This is a genomic window from Exiguobacterium sp. s191, assembly GCF_018618955.1.
GTDB classification, from domain to species: domain Bacteria; phylum Bacillota; class Bacilli; order Exiguobacteriales; family Exiguobacteriaceae; genus Exiguobacterium_A; species Exiguobacterium_A abrahamii.
Genome location: NZ_JACSNC010000002.1, coordinates 69990 through 85077, shown reverse-complemented (window position 1 = coordinate 85077; position 15088 = coordinate 69990). Strand labels below are relative to the sequence as shown.

Below are 15088 nucleotides of genomic sequence, written 5' to 3'. Positions count from 1 at the left end.
GGTGACCGTATGAAACGTTGGGCGCTTTATCGCATCGTCGTCATCGTGACGATGTTCGCACGTTACATCTTTACGATCTATCGATTCACCCGGAAAAACCGGCCAGGTACGAACAACGAAGAGTTTGAGCGCATCATGATCCGGATTGCGCGTGACTATAAGAAAAAAGCATTACGGTTAGAAGGGTTACTGATCAAGCTCGGTCAGTTCTTGTCGATTCGAGCCGATCTATTTCCTCCGTCCGTCTTGATGGAACTGACCGAACTCGTCGATAAAGTTCCTTCAAGTAAACTTGGAGAGTCACGTAAGATCATCGAAGAGGATTGGGGTATGCCGATCGAAGAGATCATCTCGGATATCAGTTCCCGTCCTGTCGCTTCTGCCTCGATTGGTGAGGTGTACAGCGGAATCTTAAAATCAAATGGTAAAAAAGTTGCGATCAAAGTTCAGCGACCGAACATCGAACAAATCATCAAAACCGATTTCCGTGCCATGCGCATCGTCATTGCCATGTTACGCCGGACTTCATTAAACAAATCGACTGATTTACAAAGTCTGTATCGCCAAATGGTCTTCGTCATCGGTGATGAATTGAATTACCGAACTGAATTAAAAAACGGTCTCTACTTTAAAAAAATGTATGAGACGAATCCTGTCATCTATATTCCGAGTTATTATGAAGAACATTGTACGAATCGTGTGCTCGTCATGGAATGGATTGACGGAACACGTATCACCGATCTCGATTATTTAGCGGAACATCAGATTGATCGTGACGAACTAGCGCGTAATCTCTTCTTGAACGCTGGTGAGCAATTACTGTTCGGCGGGAAATTTCACGCTGACCCACACCCGGGCAACGTCCTCGTCCAGTCCGACGGCAAAATCGTCTTGCTTGATTTTGGGATGATTGGAGCGACAACGCCTGATGACATGCGAGCGATTCAACGAATCCTCCAATCCTTCGTCACATTAGATTATGATGCGATCGTCGATGGTCTCGAAGATTTACGATTCCTGTTGCCGAATGCGAATAAGCAAAATATCCGACAAGCAATTGAAAAAGCGGTCACGTTCTATCTCGAGAGTGATATGGAAAACGTCGATACGAAACTGATTGAGAAGGTCTTATCCGATATCGAATTGCTCGTCCGAAACGAACCGATCCAGCTCCCTGCCGAGTTTGCGTTCTTCGGTCGTGCTGCCTCGACGATTCTTGGGATTCTTCAGATTCTTTCACCGCAAATCAACCTGCTCGAATTAGCCAAACCCATGGTTCGACGTTGGCTCGATGACGAAGGAAAAAACCAAAATCGTTATCTCCAGATTGCCGGCTCTTACGGTGCGCGATTGCTCGCCTTCCCGCGTCTTGTTAACGATGCCTTAAGCGAACCGACACGTTGGCGGATCATGGAGCAACAAAAGTTCTCTCGTGTCGCGAACATCGAGTCACTCAAAATCCGACAGTGGACGAGTTCACTCGTCGGAATCATCAGTCTGCCTTTTAGTTATCTCGGCTATTATTTTACGCAATACGACGTCATGGGCATTTCCTTGACGATCGCCGTCATCGCTTTATGGAATGGTCGACGGATCGGACGACAAATCGTCCGGATCGCTGATGAACCGTTCCGTTAAATAGAACGACAATATGCGTCCACTTCGGTGGACGTTTTTTTATTTCAGAATAATTCCTCTTCGCGCTTCGAGGTTTTTCCTCGCGTCTCGCGGGGTACAGCTTCAAGTAGAGAGATAACAGTAAGGAGAGGTGAAACACTTGATTGATATTTTAATTGCCATCGTTCCTGCATTAATGTGGGGATCGTTGCCGCTCGTCGTCTCGAAAATCGGAGGTTCAACGGCGCAACAAATTATCGGTACGACTCTGGGTGCATTGCTTTTCGCGATCGTCACCTTCTTTTTTGTCAGCCCAGAGATGTCGACGACTGCTTGGGTTGCCGGATTCTTTTCTGGTGCCTTCTGGGCGCTCGGTCAAAAAAATCAATTTGCCGCATTCCGTCAAATGGGTGTCTCAAAGACGATGCCCATCTCAACAGGGATGCAACTCGTCGGAACATCGTTGTTTGGTGTTCTCGCTTTTGGAGAGTGGTCAACGACAACTGCGTTGATTCTCGGAATCAGTGCCCTTGTATTGATCATTGCCGGAGCAGCTTTCACGTCTTACAAGGAAGATAAGAGCAAAGAAGATGAGAATATCGGAAAAGGACTGACGCTCCTCCTCATCTCGACTGTCGGGTATGTCGGCTACGTCGTCATTGCCCGTTGGTTCGATATCAATGGATGGGAAGCAGTCTTACCACAAGCGATTGGGATGGTCGTGAGTGCGATTCTTCTTTCTTTACGAGAAGGAGATCTCTTCACGAAGAAAACAGCTGGCAATACTATCGGTGGACTCATGTGGGCTGTCGGGAACGTCGCTTTATTATTTGCGACGGCAAAAGTCGGTGTCGCAACGAGTTTCTCCTTATCTCAAACAGGAGTCGTCATCTCAACGATTGGCGGTGTCCTCTTACTGAAAGAATCAAAAACGAAGAAAGAGATGACGTTCGTCATCATCGGTTGTATTTTAGTCGTTGCTGGCGGAATCATGATTGGATTTACGAAACAATAATGAAGGAGTGAAGCATCATGTATGAGAGTTTAAAAGGAAAAGTAGCCATCGTAACAGGTGGGTCAATGGGAATCGGTGAGGCTATCGTTCGTCGTTATGCAGAAGAAGGTATGCGTGTCGTCATCAACTATCGCAGTCATCCGGAAGAAGCAAAAAAAATCGCAGAATCGATTCAAGAACAGGGCGGCGAAGCCATTACGATTCAAGGGGATGTCTCAAAAGAAGACGATATGATCAACCTCGTTAAAGAGACTGTTGATCATTTTGGTAAATTGGACGTTTTCGTTAACAATGCCGGAGTAGAAATGCCATCTCCTTCACACGAGATGTCGCTTGAAGATTGGCAAAAAGTCATCGACGTCAACTTAACAGGGGCATTCCTCGGTGCGCGTGAAGCACTGAAATATTTCGTCGAACACGATGTCAAAGGTAGCATCATCAACCTATCAAGTGTTCATGAAATCATCCCATGGCCGACGTTCGTTCACTACGCTGCAAGTAAAGGTGGCGTCAAGCTAATGACACAAACCCTTGCGATGGAATATGCACCAAAAGGCATTCGCGTCAATGCGATTGGACCTGGTGCGATCAATACACCGATCAACGCTGAAAAATTCGAAGATCCAGAACAACGTAAAGAAGTCGAGAGCATGATTCCAATGGGCAATATCGGAAAACCTGAGGAAATTTCAGCCGTTGCCGCATGGCTTGCGTCGGACGAAGCAAGTTATGTCACAGGGATCACACTCTTTGCGGACGGCGGGATGACACTTTATCCGTCGTTCCAGGCAGGACGCGGTTAACCTATTTTGAATAGACAAGGAGAGAACCGCTCATGACCACTTTTTTCTCATTGATCCGTCGCGGCAATAAGTCAGCACTTGCTGCTGCAATCGTCAACACAATTATTGCTATCATCAAGTTTGTCGCCTACATCCTGACTGGGAATGTGGCGATGTTCGCTGAAATGATGCATACGATCGGTGACGCGGCGAATCAGTTTTTCGTCTATATCGGTTCTGCTCTAAGTAAAAAAGCACCAACGAAACGATTCCCGAACGGATTCGGTCGGCTTGTTAACCTCGTGTTACTTGCTGCAATCATCGTCGTCGCCCTCCTTGCGTATGAGACGATTCGTGAAGGCATCTTGCATATCGCACACGGTCCTGGCGAAGAGACGACTGGGCTTTGGATCATTTTGACGGCACTTGGAATTGGTGTCGTCCTCGAAGTCGGCGTCTTTTATAAAGCAATGATCGAGATTGCTCATGAAACTGGGCTTAAGTCTAGAGGGCTGACACTAGTTGGTCAAAGCTTCACCCATCTTGGGCAGGCAAAACCAGCGACACGCCTTGTCTTCATGGAAGATCTTGTTGCGACTCTCGGTGGTATCATCGCAATCATCGCCGTCCTGATTTCGCATTACACATCGTTTTATCAAGCAGAGGGCATTGCATCGATTTTGATTGGTCTGATGATGTTCTATGTCGTTTATAATGTCTTTATTCAAAATGCTGCCGGTGCACTCGGTGAGATTGATGAAGTATTGACTGCTAAAATCGGTGAAATCCTATTACGTGATGAAGCGGTTCGTGATATTGAAAAACTTGAAGTCATCAAGGAAGGCGATCACTTCCATGTCGAGACAGAGATTGAAGTGGATCCTAACTTAACGATTGCCCAAGCGGACGACATCAAGGATCGACTGGAGCTACAAATTCGAATTCTTAAAGGGGTCACCGATGTCACGATTTCCTTTGATGAAGATGATAAAGTACAGCAGTATCAATCTCCCTCACCACCTGTAGAATAAACAAAAAGCCATCGATTTCGATGGCTTTTTGTGTGCATTCATTAGCGTGCAGCGCGGACGAATCCGGCTTCTTCTGCTTCTTTTTCCGTACAGAACTGTTGCTCTGGCTTCACTTCATCGTAGGATTGACCTCCCGGTACATGGTAGATTTTTTTACCCGACCGATTGATGTTGCCTTTGATTTCGCAGGATTTCGTTTCTGTAATCGCTTGAGCGTCGAAGCCACGATTTGTGACGTAGCCATCGTGCTCCCAAATCTTTTTCTTCGCCTGCTTGGCTTCCTGTTCGATCTGTTCGAACATATCGACATAACGTGTGTCCGGCTCATAGACGAACGCTACACGTGCGAGTCCTTTTCGAAGTAACTCCTGATTCAACATCTTATCGCCGTACCAGACGTATGCGAGTAATCTTCCGTATCGATCGGTCCGGGAATGATCACGCTCCAACCGAATCGCTGTCCCGCTCGGTAAGGTCTCTTTCGTAAACGCTGAAGCTTCCGTTCCATACGGTTGAACCGGTGTATCCGGTTTGACGGTTTCTGGTGTATCGACAAGGAGTAGACGAACGTCCTCCGTTTTCCCATCCTCCAACTTCACTTTTAACGTATCCCCATCGATGACGCGTTCAACCGTCGCCTTCGTGATTTTTTCGTCATCGGGTTGCTTGATGCCAAGCAAGTCAGTTTCTTCTGGTGCACAACCGATGAGAACGAATAGAAAAAGTAGACTTATCATGGTGTATCGTCTCACTTCTGTTTCGCTCCTTTCCATGAAAATACGGATTCGGTCAAAGTCCGAACCCGCATACGCTATCTTGTTTATTCGTTAGTCTGCTGAAAGAACCGTTTCGACTTCATTTCGGTTCGTATACAGTTGATAGAACGCTTCCGCTACATTTTTCGGATCAAGTGCCGTTCCACGCTTCACTTCCCCGGCAATCGTGACGGTTCCGACGTAGACACCGTCTTCCTTCAACGTATCGTGTAACATATGCGTCACTTGGCGAACGCCTGCCTTCCCGATTGAAAGTCCTGGTAGCGATTTGATCGCTTGCATCGCAGCGCCGCCTCCAGTAATCAGGATAGCGCCGTCTTTCCGTTTTTGCATCGACGGAGCAACGAGTTGTGCGGCATGCAGTGCACCGAGCACGTCGATTTCGAACTCTTTCGTAATCTGTTCTGCCGAGACTTCAAGGACAGACGCTTGATGTAAAATCGAAGCATTGTAGACTAAGACATCAACTTGTCCGTATTGCTCCTCTGTCCATTCGATGAGGGATGCGATATCAGCTTTTCGTGAAGCATCACATTCCACTCCGACCGCTTCCACGCCCGCTTCTTTTAGTTCCGTGATGACGGCTGCGAGTGTTTCTTGCGTCCGCGCCGCACAAACGACTTGAAAGCCTTCTTGTCCGAATCGTTTACTGATTTCATATCCGTTTCCTGGTCCTGCTCCGATGACGATTACTGTTTTCATGACGTATCTCCCCTTCTCGTTTCAACTGTGATGGTTATTCCCTGAATCGCGTCATTTCATTCAAAAATCGAGCAATGAAGTGCCTTTTTCTTCTTTCTCCTGCGAAACACCCATGAAACGCGCTAACATCGGATCGACTGTTGGTGTTGCCTGAGGTGTTGACGTAGGTAGCGATATCGTTGAACTTGATGTCGCCTCAGATTCAAGTAATAGTTCACAGTACGCCTTCATTGCTGCAATCTGCTCTTTCTGCGCGGCTCCTGTCGTTTGCTCAATGCGTTGCATCGCTTGACGCATCTTTTCGATGATGTGTTGTTCCGTAATCATCTTGTATTCCTCCTTATGGTAGATTGAGGGTATGAACTTGAAAAGGATGTGTTTTCCATGATTCGTACCGCTTTAGTTGGTTTTGGTATTGCCGGTGAACATTTACATGCTCCTTATTTACACGCACCTGATTATCAGTTAGTCGCTGTTCAGTCGAGTCGTCCGGAAGCAGTCGCTGCTTATGACGCGACGCTACCTGTTTATTCGACACTTGAAGCCCTGCTCGCTAAAGAACAGATCGATTTAGTCGTCATCGCGACAGCAAATGAGCTACATTATCCACTTGCGCGCCTCGCTTTGCTATCGGGCTGTGATGTACTCGTCGAGAAACCGTTCACTGTCACGCTCGAAGAAGCCGAAACGTTGACAGAACTAGCACGTGTACACGATCGGTTACTGACAGTTTATCATAATCGTCGGTATACGAAGGACTTTCGAACGCTGATGACCTTACTCGAATCCGGACGTCTCGGCACCCTCCAAACGTTTGAAGCGCATTATGATCGCTATCGCCCAGACGTTGAGGATCGTTGGCGCGAACAGGACGTACCCGGTGCTGGTCTCTTGTACGATCTTGGATCACACTTGATCGATCAAGCACTCGTCGCCTTCGATGAAATTCCGGATCGCGTCTTTTGTGACCAAACGATTCAACGGCAAGGTGGGATCGTTGATGACTATACACATCTGATTTTAGCATTCGGTACACGACGCGCTATTTTACACATCGGTTCCATCGTTCCGGCTGTTGGTCCTTCGCTAATGGTACATGGGACAAAGGCTAGCTATTTCGTCGATGAAGTCGATACGAAACGCGCGACGTATCAATTGGCTGAAGCAAACGGTCCCCTTGAAGACTTTCCTTTTGTCTCCGGGCAATTTGGGGATTATTATACAGACCTCGCCCCAGCCATTCGACAGCGAACAACCCCACCTGTCTCTCCGAAACAGGCTGAACTCGTCATGAAAATCATTGATCGTGCTCAAAAAAGTGCAAAATCGGGTACATGGATAGAAGTAGACTAACTATCCATTCAGACGAACAGGGGGAAGACAAGATGTTTTCAAGTACGGAACGGACAGCTTGGTTAGAAGAAATGGGACAAGAACTTTTAGACGTGCTCGTCATCGGGGGCGGTATCACGGGAGCCGGTATTTTGCTTGACGCACAAAGTCGAGGCATGCGGACAGGATTGATTGAGATGCAGGACTTCGCCGAAGGGACATCGAGCCGATCGACGAAACTCGTCCATGGTGGATTGCGTTATCTGAAGCAGTTCGAAATCAAACTGGTTGCCGAAGTCGGAAAAGAACGTGCCATCGTGTATGAGAACGCCCCACACGTGACGACGCCGGAGTGGATGATGCTTCCACTCGTCGAAGGCGGAACGTTCGGCAGCTTCTCGACATCGATCGGCTTACGCGTCTATGACCAGCTCGCAGGCGTCAAACGCCATGAACGCCGGACGATGCTCAGTAAAGAAGAAACATTACGTTACGAGCCATTATTACGTTCGGAACACTTAGTCGGTGGTGGTCGTTATGTCGAATATAAAACGGATGATGCCCGATTGACAGTCGAAGTCTTAAAGGCAGCTGTTGGTTACGGTGGACGTGCCGTCAACTATACGAAGGCTGAATCGCTCGTCTACCACAATGGAAAAGTTGTCGGTGTCGAAGTCCGTGACGTCTTAAGTGACAAAACGTATACGATTCGGGCGAAGAAAATCATCAATGCAACCGGTCCGTGGGTCGACGAACTACGTGAAAAAGATGGTTCGAAAGCTGGGAAATCGCTCCACCTGACGAAAGGGATTCATCTCGTCATCGATCAAGCGCATTTCCCACTCCAACAGGCTGTTTATTTCGACGTTCCAGATGGTCGGATGATCTTTGCGATTCCACGCGAAGGGAAAACCTATGTCGGAACGACTGACACGAACTATAAAGGAGATATTCTTGAACCGGGTGTCACCGTTGAGGATCAGGACTATATCCTAGAGGCGACAAATCAAATGTTCAACGTCGAGTTACGACCTGAACACGTCGAATCGACATGGTCTGGACTACGCCCACTCATTCATGAAGATGGAAAGGACCCGAGTGAACTGTCTCGAAAAGATGAAATCTTCGTCTCGAAATCCGGGCTGATGTCAATCGCTGGTGGGAAGTTGACCGGGTACCGGAAGATGGCAGAACGAATTATCGATATGGTCGCAGACCAATTCAAGACAGAAGAAAATCGGATTTACCTCGCTTCCCGTACGCACGATATCTTGCTTGGTGGTGGTCATCCACAAGGAAGTAAAGGATTTGCCCGCTACTTGAAGGAACAACAACCAAAAGGAGAAGCACTCGGATTGTCACCGAATGAGGCGACATGGCTCATCCAACGTTACGGTACGAATGTCGAACGTGTCTACGAGTTGATTCGGACACGTGGTGACGAGGCGGCTCGTTATCAATTACCGTTACACTGGTTCGGCGCCCTTCTATATGGATTAGAAGCTGAGCTCGTCATGCAACCTGGCGACTTCTTGAACCGTCGTGCTTCGGCCGTCTTCTTTGATTTCCCTCACGCTGAACAGTACGCAGATGGTGTTCTCGCCTTGATGCGTAGCGAACTCGGCTGGTCGGCAGAAGATGAAGCGAGAGCCAATGAAAGTATTCGTCGTGAATTTGATGCGGTCCGCGTCAAAGGACCTGTTCCACTTTCCTAACATCAAAAGACCCGATCGCCTTCAGGCGACCGGGTCTTCTTGTGTGTTACTGTTCTTCTTTCGAAGCAGCGAGTTCCGCTGCTGGCATGTTGCCGGGGTGTAAATTCGAACTCTTGCGTGCAAACGTAAAGTAAAGAACTAAACCGATAGCAAGCCAGATTCCAAAAGCAATCCATGTCTCGAGTTTCAAGTTGAACATCAAGAAAAGACATGCAGCGATTGCTGCGATTGGCACGTATGGCATACCCGGACATTTGAAAGCACGCGGAAGATCTGGCTGTGTCTTGCGAAGAATCAAGACAGCGACAGAAATCAAGACGAAGGCTGCCAGTGTACCCATGTTGACGAGGTTCGCGATGACATCGAGTGGAACAAATCCAGCGACGAGTGAGCTACCGAGTCCGATCATCCAAGTCGCCTTGAATGGTGTTTGGTACTTCGGATGCACTTCAGAAAATACTTTCGGGAACATTCCATCACGCGAGATGGCGAACGCGAGACGCACCATTCCGTATGTCATGACGAGAATGACTGTTGTGATTCCGAGAATTGCACCAAGATCGATGAATCCAGCAACCCAGTTTTGACCTGCCATTTGAATCGCAAGTGAGACTGGGTGATCGATTCCTTCGAACTGTTGATACGGTACGATTCCTGTCATGATAGCTGCAACGATGACGTAAAGGACTGTACAAACAGCAAGTGAACCGATGATACCGCGCGGCAAGTTCTTTTGCGGATCGCGGACTTCTTCAGCTGCTGATGTGACGGCATCAAAGCCGATGTACGCGAAGAAGACGATCGCGGCACCCGAGAAGACGCCTCCCCAACCAAATGGTGTGAACGGTGCCCAGTTCGTTGGTTCGACATAACCGACACCGACGACGATGAACAATACGACGACCGCTAGTTTAATGACGACCATGATGTTGTTGACACGTTTCGTTTCCTTGATTCCCATCGACAACAATGCCGTAATGGCAAAGAGGATTAAGAACGCTGGAAGGTTGAAGTATGTCTTGGCTCCTTCGACTGCTCCAGGAGCTGCTGATAAGGCTGTTGGCACATGGATGTTGAATCCTGCGAGTAAGGACTGAAAGTACCCAGACCAACCGGCTGCAACGGCACTGGAGGCGAGTCCATATTCGAGGATCAAGTTCCAACCGATGATCCAAGCGAAGATCTCTCCCATCGTTGCGTACGTGTACGTATAGACGGATCCACTGACCGGAATCGTTGATGCGAATTCAGCGTAAGCAAGAGCAGCTAGACCACAGGCGATGGCAGATAGAATGAATGATACGATAAGTCCTGGTCCTGCAGTCAATGCTCCTGTTCCCGTCAAAACGAAGATTCCGGTTCCAATGATGGCGCCAATTCCTAAAAACGTTAAATCCATCGCGCCAAGATTTCGAGCAAGTCCACTGTTTCGTTTACTTGCAGCAATCATAGCGGAAACATCTTTTTTCCGCGTCAAACTCATGATGTATTTCCCCCTGTACCTGGTATGATTCGTCCTACGGAGCGAGTCGTCCGTAAGAACTTAATCAAAAATTTACGAAGTTTTCTGATAAATTGATATAGGTCATTATACCTATTTCTATTTTGTTGAACGCTTTCATTTGTTAAACAAAAAAATCTGCACAAAAAAGATGGATATGTAACACATGTTACACATCCATCTGACAAGCTTCAGTTTGTTAGGTTTTTAATTTGTTTGTCGAGTCTTTACCCACTCTAAAAACACTTGGTAATCCAGCTTTGTTCGTGTCACGTAGGCTTCTGACCAACGCTCGATTTGTTCTAAGAAAGCAGTGTCTGAAACACCGATGGCTTGGATGATTTCAACGTCGGCATGATGCGTTAAAATTTTTTCTTTAATCCCAGCATCTTGATCTGCCCGTGCATGTACTTTGGCGGTAATTTGACCTTGAATACATAAGACATTCTCGAGGTCATCCTGACTTTTGATATGCTTTGCTTTTAGCTTTTTCTTATACGGTGAACGCTCACGTACATAATATTCCTTTTGACCAATCGTCAAATAACCAAGATATGGATCTTCATGTGCCTGCATCGCTTTTTGAGACGTAATGATCCGGCGTCCTTGATGAACCGTTTCTGCTTCAGGACGATAGACGGGAAGGAACAATGAAGGAACAGAAGTTTGAGCTTGTTTCATCTCTAGAATCAAAGCCTCTTCGCCTCCCTCCCCCTCAATCAAGATGTAATAGCGCTCAAGACCAATCGATGCTGTTCCACTGTCTAGCTTACGAACGATATCCTTGATCGTATAGAACGCTTCGTCACGACGATCCTCGGCATCAATCGTCTCGATATAGGAGGACCAAGCAGACTCAATCGCCATTCGCGTCGGATCATCTACCGCTGCCATATCTGGTAATGTACAAAAACGTCTCACGCCATCCACCAGTTCCGTCCGCTCTCCCATTAATTCCTCACGTTTCTTTTCTGCTTTTTTGATCAACTTTTTGATTGGTCCTTTTGTATTTTCTCGGGTAAAACAAACATCACTCGGATCTTTTCCGAGAGCGTACTTTTTTAAATCGTGTAAGTATTCAAGGACATAATTACGAATCGCAGGAGTCGGGTCGTATCCTGCCTCTTCAGCGAACAACCGGACGGAGACCGCCATGCGAATCAAATCATATAAATAAGATCCTAAGTATCCTTCATCAAAGTCATTGACGTCGTAGATGATCTCTCCCTTCGCATTGCCATGGACACCGAAATTCTCAAAATGAAGATCTCCCTGAATCCAGGTCGGTTTATCGCGAGGCGTATCAAAACCAAGGGGGATTCGCGTCACGTCATAATAAAACAGATGCGAACTCCCACGGAAAAAGCGAAACGGACTCAAGCTCATCTTGTCGTACTTTTCCTGACGTGCTTGCTCATCGAGCTGACGGATTTCGTGATCGTAGAAATCAAGTACCTTCGCAATCGTCATTTGTCGAATCTCTTCATACACGGGTCGAAACATTCGATTCTCTCCCTTCCATTTGAAAAAAGAGCAGTCAAAACGAAATCGTTTGACTGCTCCTTACGTGTTACTCGAAATGTTTTTTATATTCCCCATATCCTGCCGAATCAAGCTCTTCAAGCGGAATAAATCGTAACGCTGCTGAGTTGATACAATAGCGAAGACCACCAAGTTCTGTCGGACCATCATCGAAGATATGACCGAGGTGACTATCCGCATTCGCAGAACGCACTTCCGTCCGCGTCATCCCGTGACTCGTATCGAGTTCGACTTCCATCTTGTCTTCTGAGATCGGTTTAGCGAAACTCGGCCAACCACAGTTCGACTGGAACTTATCTTTCGATGTGAAGAGTGGTGTACCATCGACGATATCGACGTACAGTCCTGGACGTTCTTCATCCCAGTATTCGTTACGGAAAGCGGGTTCTGTCCCGTTCTCTTGTGTGACTTTATACTGAATTGGTGTCAGACGCTCTTTCAGTTCTTTTTCCTTACCTTGGTCCTTCCACGCTTCCTTGATGAATTTCGCGCGACCTGAGCCGACACTATACATCTGATAACGGAACGGATTCTTTTTATAATAATCTTGGTGATATTCTTCGGCTGGCCAAAACGGCTTTTCTGGACGAATCTCTACCGCGACCGGACGCGAGAAGCGTCCTGATGCGTCAAGCGCTGCTTTCGAACGTTCAGCTGCTTCACGCTGTGCTTCATCGACATAAAAGATGGCCGGTTGGTACGATTCACCACGGTCATTGAATTGACCTCCACCATCTGTCGGGTCAATTTGACGCCAGAAGATCTCGAGTAATTCTTCGTACGTAATGACGGACGGATCGTACGTGACTTCAACCGCCTCCAAGTGACCTGTCGTTTCCGAACAGACCTCTTTATAAGTCGGGTTCTCTGTATGACCACCGGTATATCCTGAAATGACCTGCTCTACCCCATCATATTTATGGAATGGCTTGACCATGCACCAGAAACAACCACCTGCAAATATTGCTTTTGCCATCTATCTTCCCCTCCTCTGTATGTGTCTATTTTACCGCGTTCAGAGAATGGACTCGACTTTCCTGCTCATTCAATCCTCTGGGTTCGCTTTTAGACGACGCATGACGAAGTAAATCGCCGCAAAGACAAGAAGAAGTCCTCCGAGCGAATACCAGATGTTATTCAAACGATAAATCATTTGGTACAAGGCAAGCGTCACAAGCAATAATGCGATCGGTAAGAAGGCACGCTTGAAGTGGTACCAGTAATTCACGAAGATCGCCTCCTGTTTTTCTTTCATCTTACCCGATATGTCATGTCTTCTGCGAGAGGATTATTCTGCTTGACGGTACTCTTCTTCGAGATAGGTCCGGTACTTCGCTTCCCAAGCGTTTAGCGACACACGCCATAATACGATCGTTGCAATGACAAGTCCTAACGTAACCGGCCAGAACCAAATCGATACGATGCCTGCTGTCGAAGCCAGTCCGATTTTTGAAAACAGAACGTACGTCCAAATGATGGATGTGCATAATAAGATCGAAACCGGAATCGCGAACTTCCATGGAGTGAGCTCGACAGACTGTCGTCGATTGACCTTTCTTGACTGGACGACCGGGTAACGATATCCCATGAATACCATGAATAGCACTTCAATCACGAGTAGAATACCGTACCCATGAATATAGCTAATGCCATGATCCCAGCCGAACAGTTGTTTGAAACCGAAGACGAATAAGTAATACGCGAACACGTGAAAGACGATGACGATTTTCGCTGCAATCGCCGGAATTCGTTTCATGAAAATCCCCATTAATACGATGACGAGAATCGGAATGTTGAAAAAACCTGTGAATTGCCGGATCAAACTCCATAAGCCGTCCGGCGCGTACATCAAGAATGGTGCGATGACGAAAGAGATTAAAGCAACGATCGTTCCGAACCATTTACTGACACGAATCAAATGTTCATCACTCGCCTCTTTCGCAAACACCGGCTGATAGATATCGAGGACGAAAAGTGTTGCAATACTGTTTAGCAACGAGTTAAACGAACTGAAGACGGCTCCGAGTAAGACAGCCAAGAAAAATCCCATCAGCGAGACCGGCAGTAACTCCGTAATGAGTCGAGGATATGATAAATCACCGCTTGTTAGTGTGTTCCCATACAAGTGATAGGCAATGATCCCAGGAATCAGCATGAAGATTGGAACTAATAACTTTAAGAATCCTGTCATGAGGACGCCCTTCTGTCCTTCCTTCAAATCTTTTGCCCCGAGCACACGTTGAATGACATATTGATTGAGTGACCAATAAAATAAGTTCGCAAATAGGATACCCGTGAAAATCGAGAAGAACGGAACGGCATCGGTTGAGCTTCCGATTGCGTTCAGCTTCTCCGGTTGCACAGTCGCAATCGTCTTCATCCCTTGAAGTAAATTCCCATCACCCAGTGTGATAAAGCCGAGTACCGGAACTAGGAATCCAACGAAGACGAGCCCGATCCCGTTCAAGGTATCCGAGACAGCCACCGCACGTAGTCCTCCAAAAATCGCATAAATTGCTCCGATGATCCCGACGACCCAGACGACTAACCAAAGGGATTGCGTATAACTAAGACCAAATAGTTCCGGAACATCGAATAGCTGCAAGACAGCAATCCCACCCGAATAAAGCATCGAAGGAATCGTGACGCACATATATCCGAGTAAAAAGAGTAAGACTGTCATCCGGCGAACCGTCTCATCATACCGGTGACTTAAGTATTCCGGTAACGTCGAGATACCAAGCCCGAGAAACTTCGGGAGTAGATAAATCGCCATGATGATGGCAGCAAATCCCGCCGTGACTTCCCACGCCATACTCGACATGTTTCCCATGAAGGATTGTCCATTTAGTCCAATCAACTGTTCTGCCGACAAATTCGTCAGCAGTAGCGATCCGGCAATGAAAACGCCACTTAGCCCTCGTCCCGCTAAGAAGTATTCATCGACGCCTTGTGTTTTCCCACGCGTCAATCGGTAGGATATGTAAGCAACGAGCAACATGAAAAACGCTGCAGAACCTAATGTGAAAAATAATTCAGATGTAGTCATGCGTCTCCCCCTATTCTTTATTCATA

Annotated in this window: 14 protein-coding genes; 6 read left to right on the top strand and 8 right to left on the bottom strand. The window is 47.2% G+C overall.

Going from position 1 to position 15088, the window contains the following annotated elements:
- The first annotated feature begins 9 nt into the window (after nucleotides 1-9).
- The 4 genes from KNQ09_RS12080 (at nucleotide 10) to KNQ09_RS12065 (ending at nucleotide 4445) form a co-directional block, all read left to right on the top strand.
- Nucleotides 10-1638, top strand: coding sequence for an ABC1 kinase family protein (locus KNQ09_RS12080; RefSeq protein ID WP_064300491.1), 1629 nt, complete (start codon nucleotides 10-12; stop codon nucleotides 1636-1638).
- A gap of 142 nt (nucleotides 1639-1780) precedes the next feature.
- Complete coding sequence (locus KNQ09_RS12075) at nucleotides 1781-2632, top strand: GRP family sugar transporter (RefSeq protein WP_214858795.1); 852 nt, start codon at nucleotides 1781-1783, stop codon at nucleotides 2630-2632.
- Nucleotides 2633-2649: 17 nt separating this feature from the next.
- Nucleotides 2650-3435: a glucose 1-dehydrogenase gene (locus tag KNQ09_RS12070; protein WP_214858674.1), complete on the top strand. Its 786-nt coding sequence runs from the start codon at nucleotides 2650-2652 to the stop codon at nucleotides 3433-3435.
- Between the two features lie 32 nt (nucleotides 3436-3467).
- The gene (locus KNQ09_RS12065; RefSeq protein WP_214858673.1) at nucleotides 3468-4445 is read left to right on the top strand and encodes a cation diffusion facilitator family transporter; all 978 of its coding nucleotides are present in this window, start codon (nucleotides 3468-3470) and stop codon (nucleotides 4443-4445) included.
- A 41-nt stretch (nucleotides 4446-4486) separates the two neighbouring features.
- Here the strand turns inward: KNQ09_RS12065 and KNQ09_RS12060 are convergent, their stop codons facing one another.
- The 3 genes from KNQ09_RS12060 to KNQ09_RS12050 form a co-directional block, all read right to left on the bottom strand.
- Entirely contained in the window at nucleotides 4487-5182 is a 696-nt protein-coding gene (locus tag KNQ09_RS12060; protein WP_251138192.1) for a thermonuclease family protein, read from the bottom strand.
- Between the two features lie 90 nt (nucleotides 5183-5272).
- Nucleotides 5273-5923 carry an SDR family NAD(P)-dependent oxidoreductase gene (locus tag KNQ09_RS12055; protein ID WP_214858671.1) on the bottom strand — a complete coding sequence of 217 codons (651 nt, stop codon included), beginning with the start codon at nucleotides 5921-5923 and terminating at the stop codon, nucleotides 5273-5275.
- Between the two features lie 60 nt (nucleotides 5924-5983).
- Nucleotides 5984-6250, bottom strand: a complete 267-nt coding sequence (locus KNQ09_RS12050) for a DUF5327 family protein (protein ID WP_058265458.1) — start codon at nucleotides 6248-6250, stop codon at nucleotides 5984-5986.
- Between the two features lie 57 nt (nucleotides 6251-6307).
- Here KNQ09_RS12050 and KNQ09_RS12045 point away from each other — a divergent pair, with 57 nt between their 5' ends.
- Entirely contained in the window at nucleotides 6308-7276 is a 969-nt protein-coding gene (locus tag KNQ09_RS12045) for a Gfo/Idh/MocA family oxidoreductase (protein WP_214858670.1), read from the top strand.
- Nucleotides 7277-7308: 32 nt separating this feature from the next.
- Nucleotides 7309-8970, top strand: coding sequence for a glycerol-3-phosphate dehydrogenase/oxidase (locus KNQ09_RS12040; protein WP_064300486.1), 1662 nt, complete (start codon nucleotides 7309-7311; stop codon nucleotides 8968-8970).
- A 46-nt stretch (nucleotides 8971-9016) separates the two neighbouring features.
- Here KNQ09_RS12040 and bcaP read toward each other — a convergent pair whose 3' ends face one another.
- The 5 genes from bcaP to KNQ09_RS12015 all read right to left on the bottom strand — a co-directional run bounded on the left by bcaP (nucleotide 9017) and on the right by KNQ09_RS12015 (nucleotide 15062).
- Nucleotides 9017-10453, bottom strand: a complete 1437-nt coding sequence (gene bcaP / locus KNQ09_RS12035; protein WP_195866209.1) for a branched-chain amino acid transporter BcaP — start codon at nucleotides 10451-10453, stop codon at nucleotides 9017-9019.
- A 225-nt stretch (nucleotides 10454-10678) separates the two neighbouring features.
- A complete protein-coding gene (locus KNQ09_RS12030; protein ID WP_214858669.1) occupies nucleotides 10679-11974 on the bottom strand; it encodes a DUF2252 domain-containing protein in 1296 nt (431 codons plus the stop codon).
- A gap of 67 nt (nucleotides 11975-12041) precedes the next feature.
- On the bottom strand, nucleotides 12042-12989 hold the full coding sequence (msrA, locus tag KNQ09_RS12025) for a peptide-methionine (S)-S-oxide reductase MsrA (protein ID WP_064300483.1): 948 nt from the start codon (nucleotides 12987-12989) through the stop codon (nucleotides 12042-12044).
- 69 nt (nucleotides 12990-13058) lie between these two features.
- Nucleotides 13059-13241 (bottom strand): hypothetical protein, encoded by a 183-nt coding sequence (locus tag KNQ09_RS12020; RefSeq protein WP_035399267.1) that lies wholly within the window; start codon nucleotides 13239-13241, stop codon nucleotides 13059-13061.
- A 60-nt stretch (nucleotides 13242-13301) separates the two neighbouring features.
- Nucleotides 13302-15062 (bottom strand): solute:sodium symporter family transporter, encoded by a 1761-nt coding sequence (locus tag KNQ09_RS12015; protein ID WP_214858668.1) that lies wholly within the window; start codon nucleotides 15060-15062, stop codon nucleotides 13302-13304.
- Nucleotides 15063-15088 lie beyond the last annotated feature (26 nt).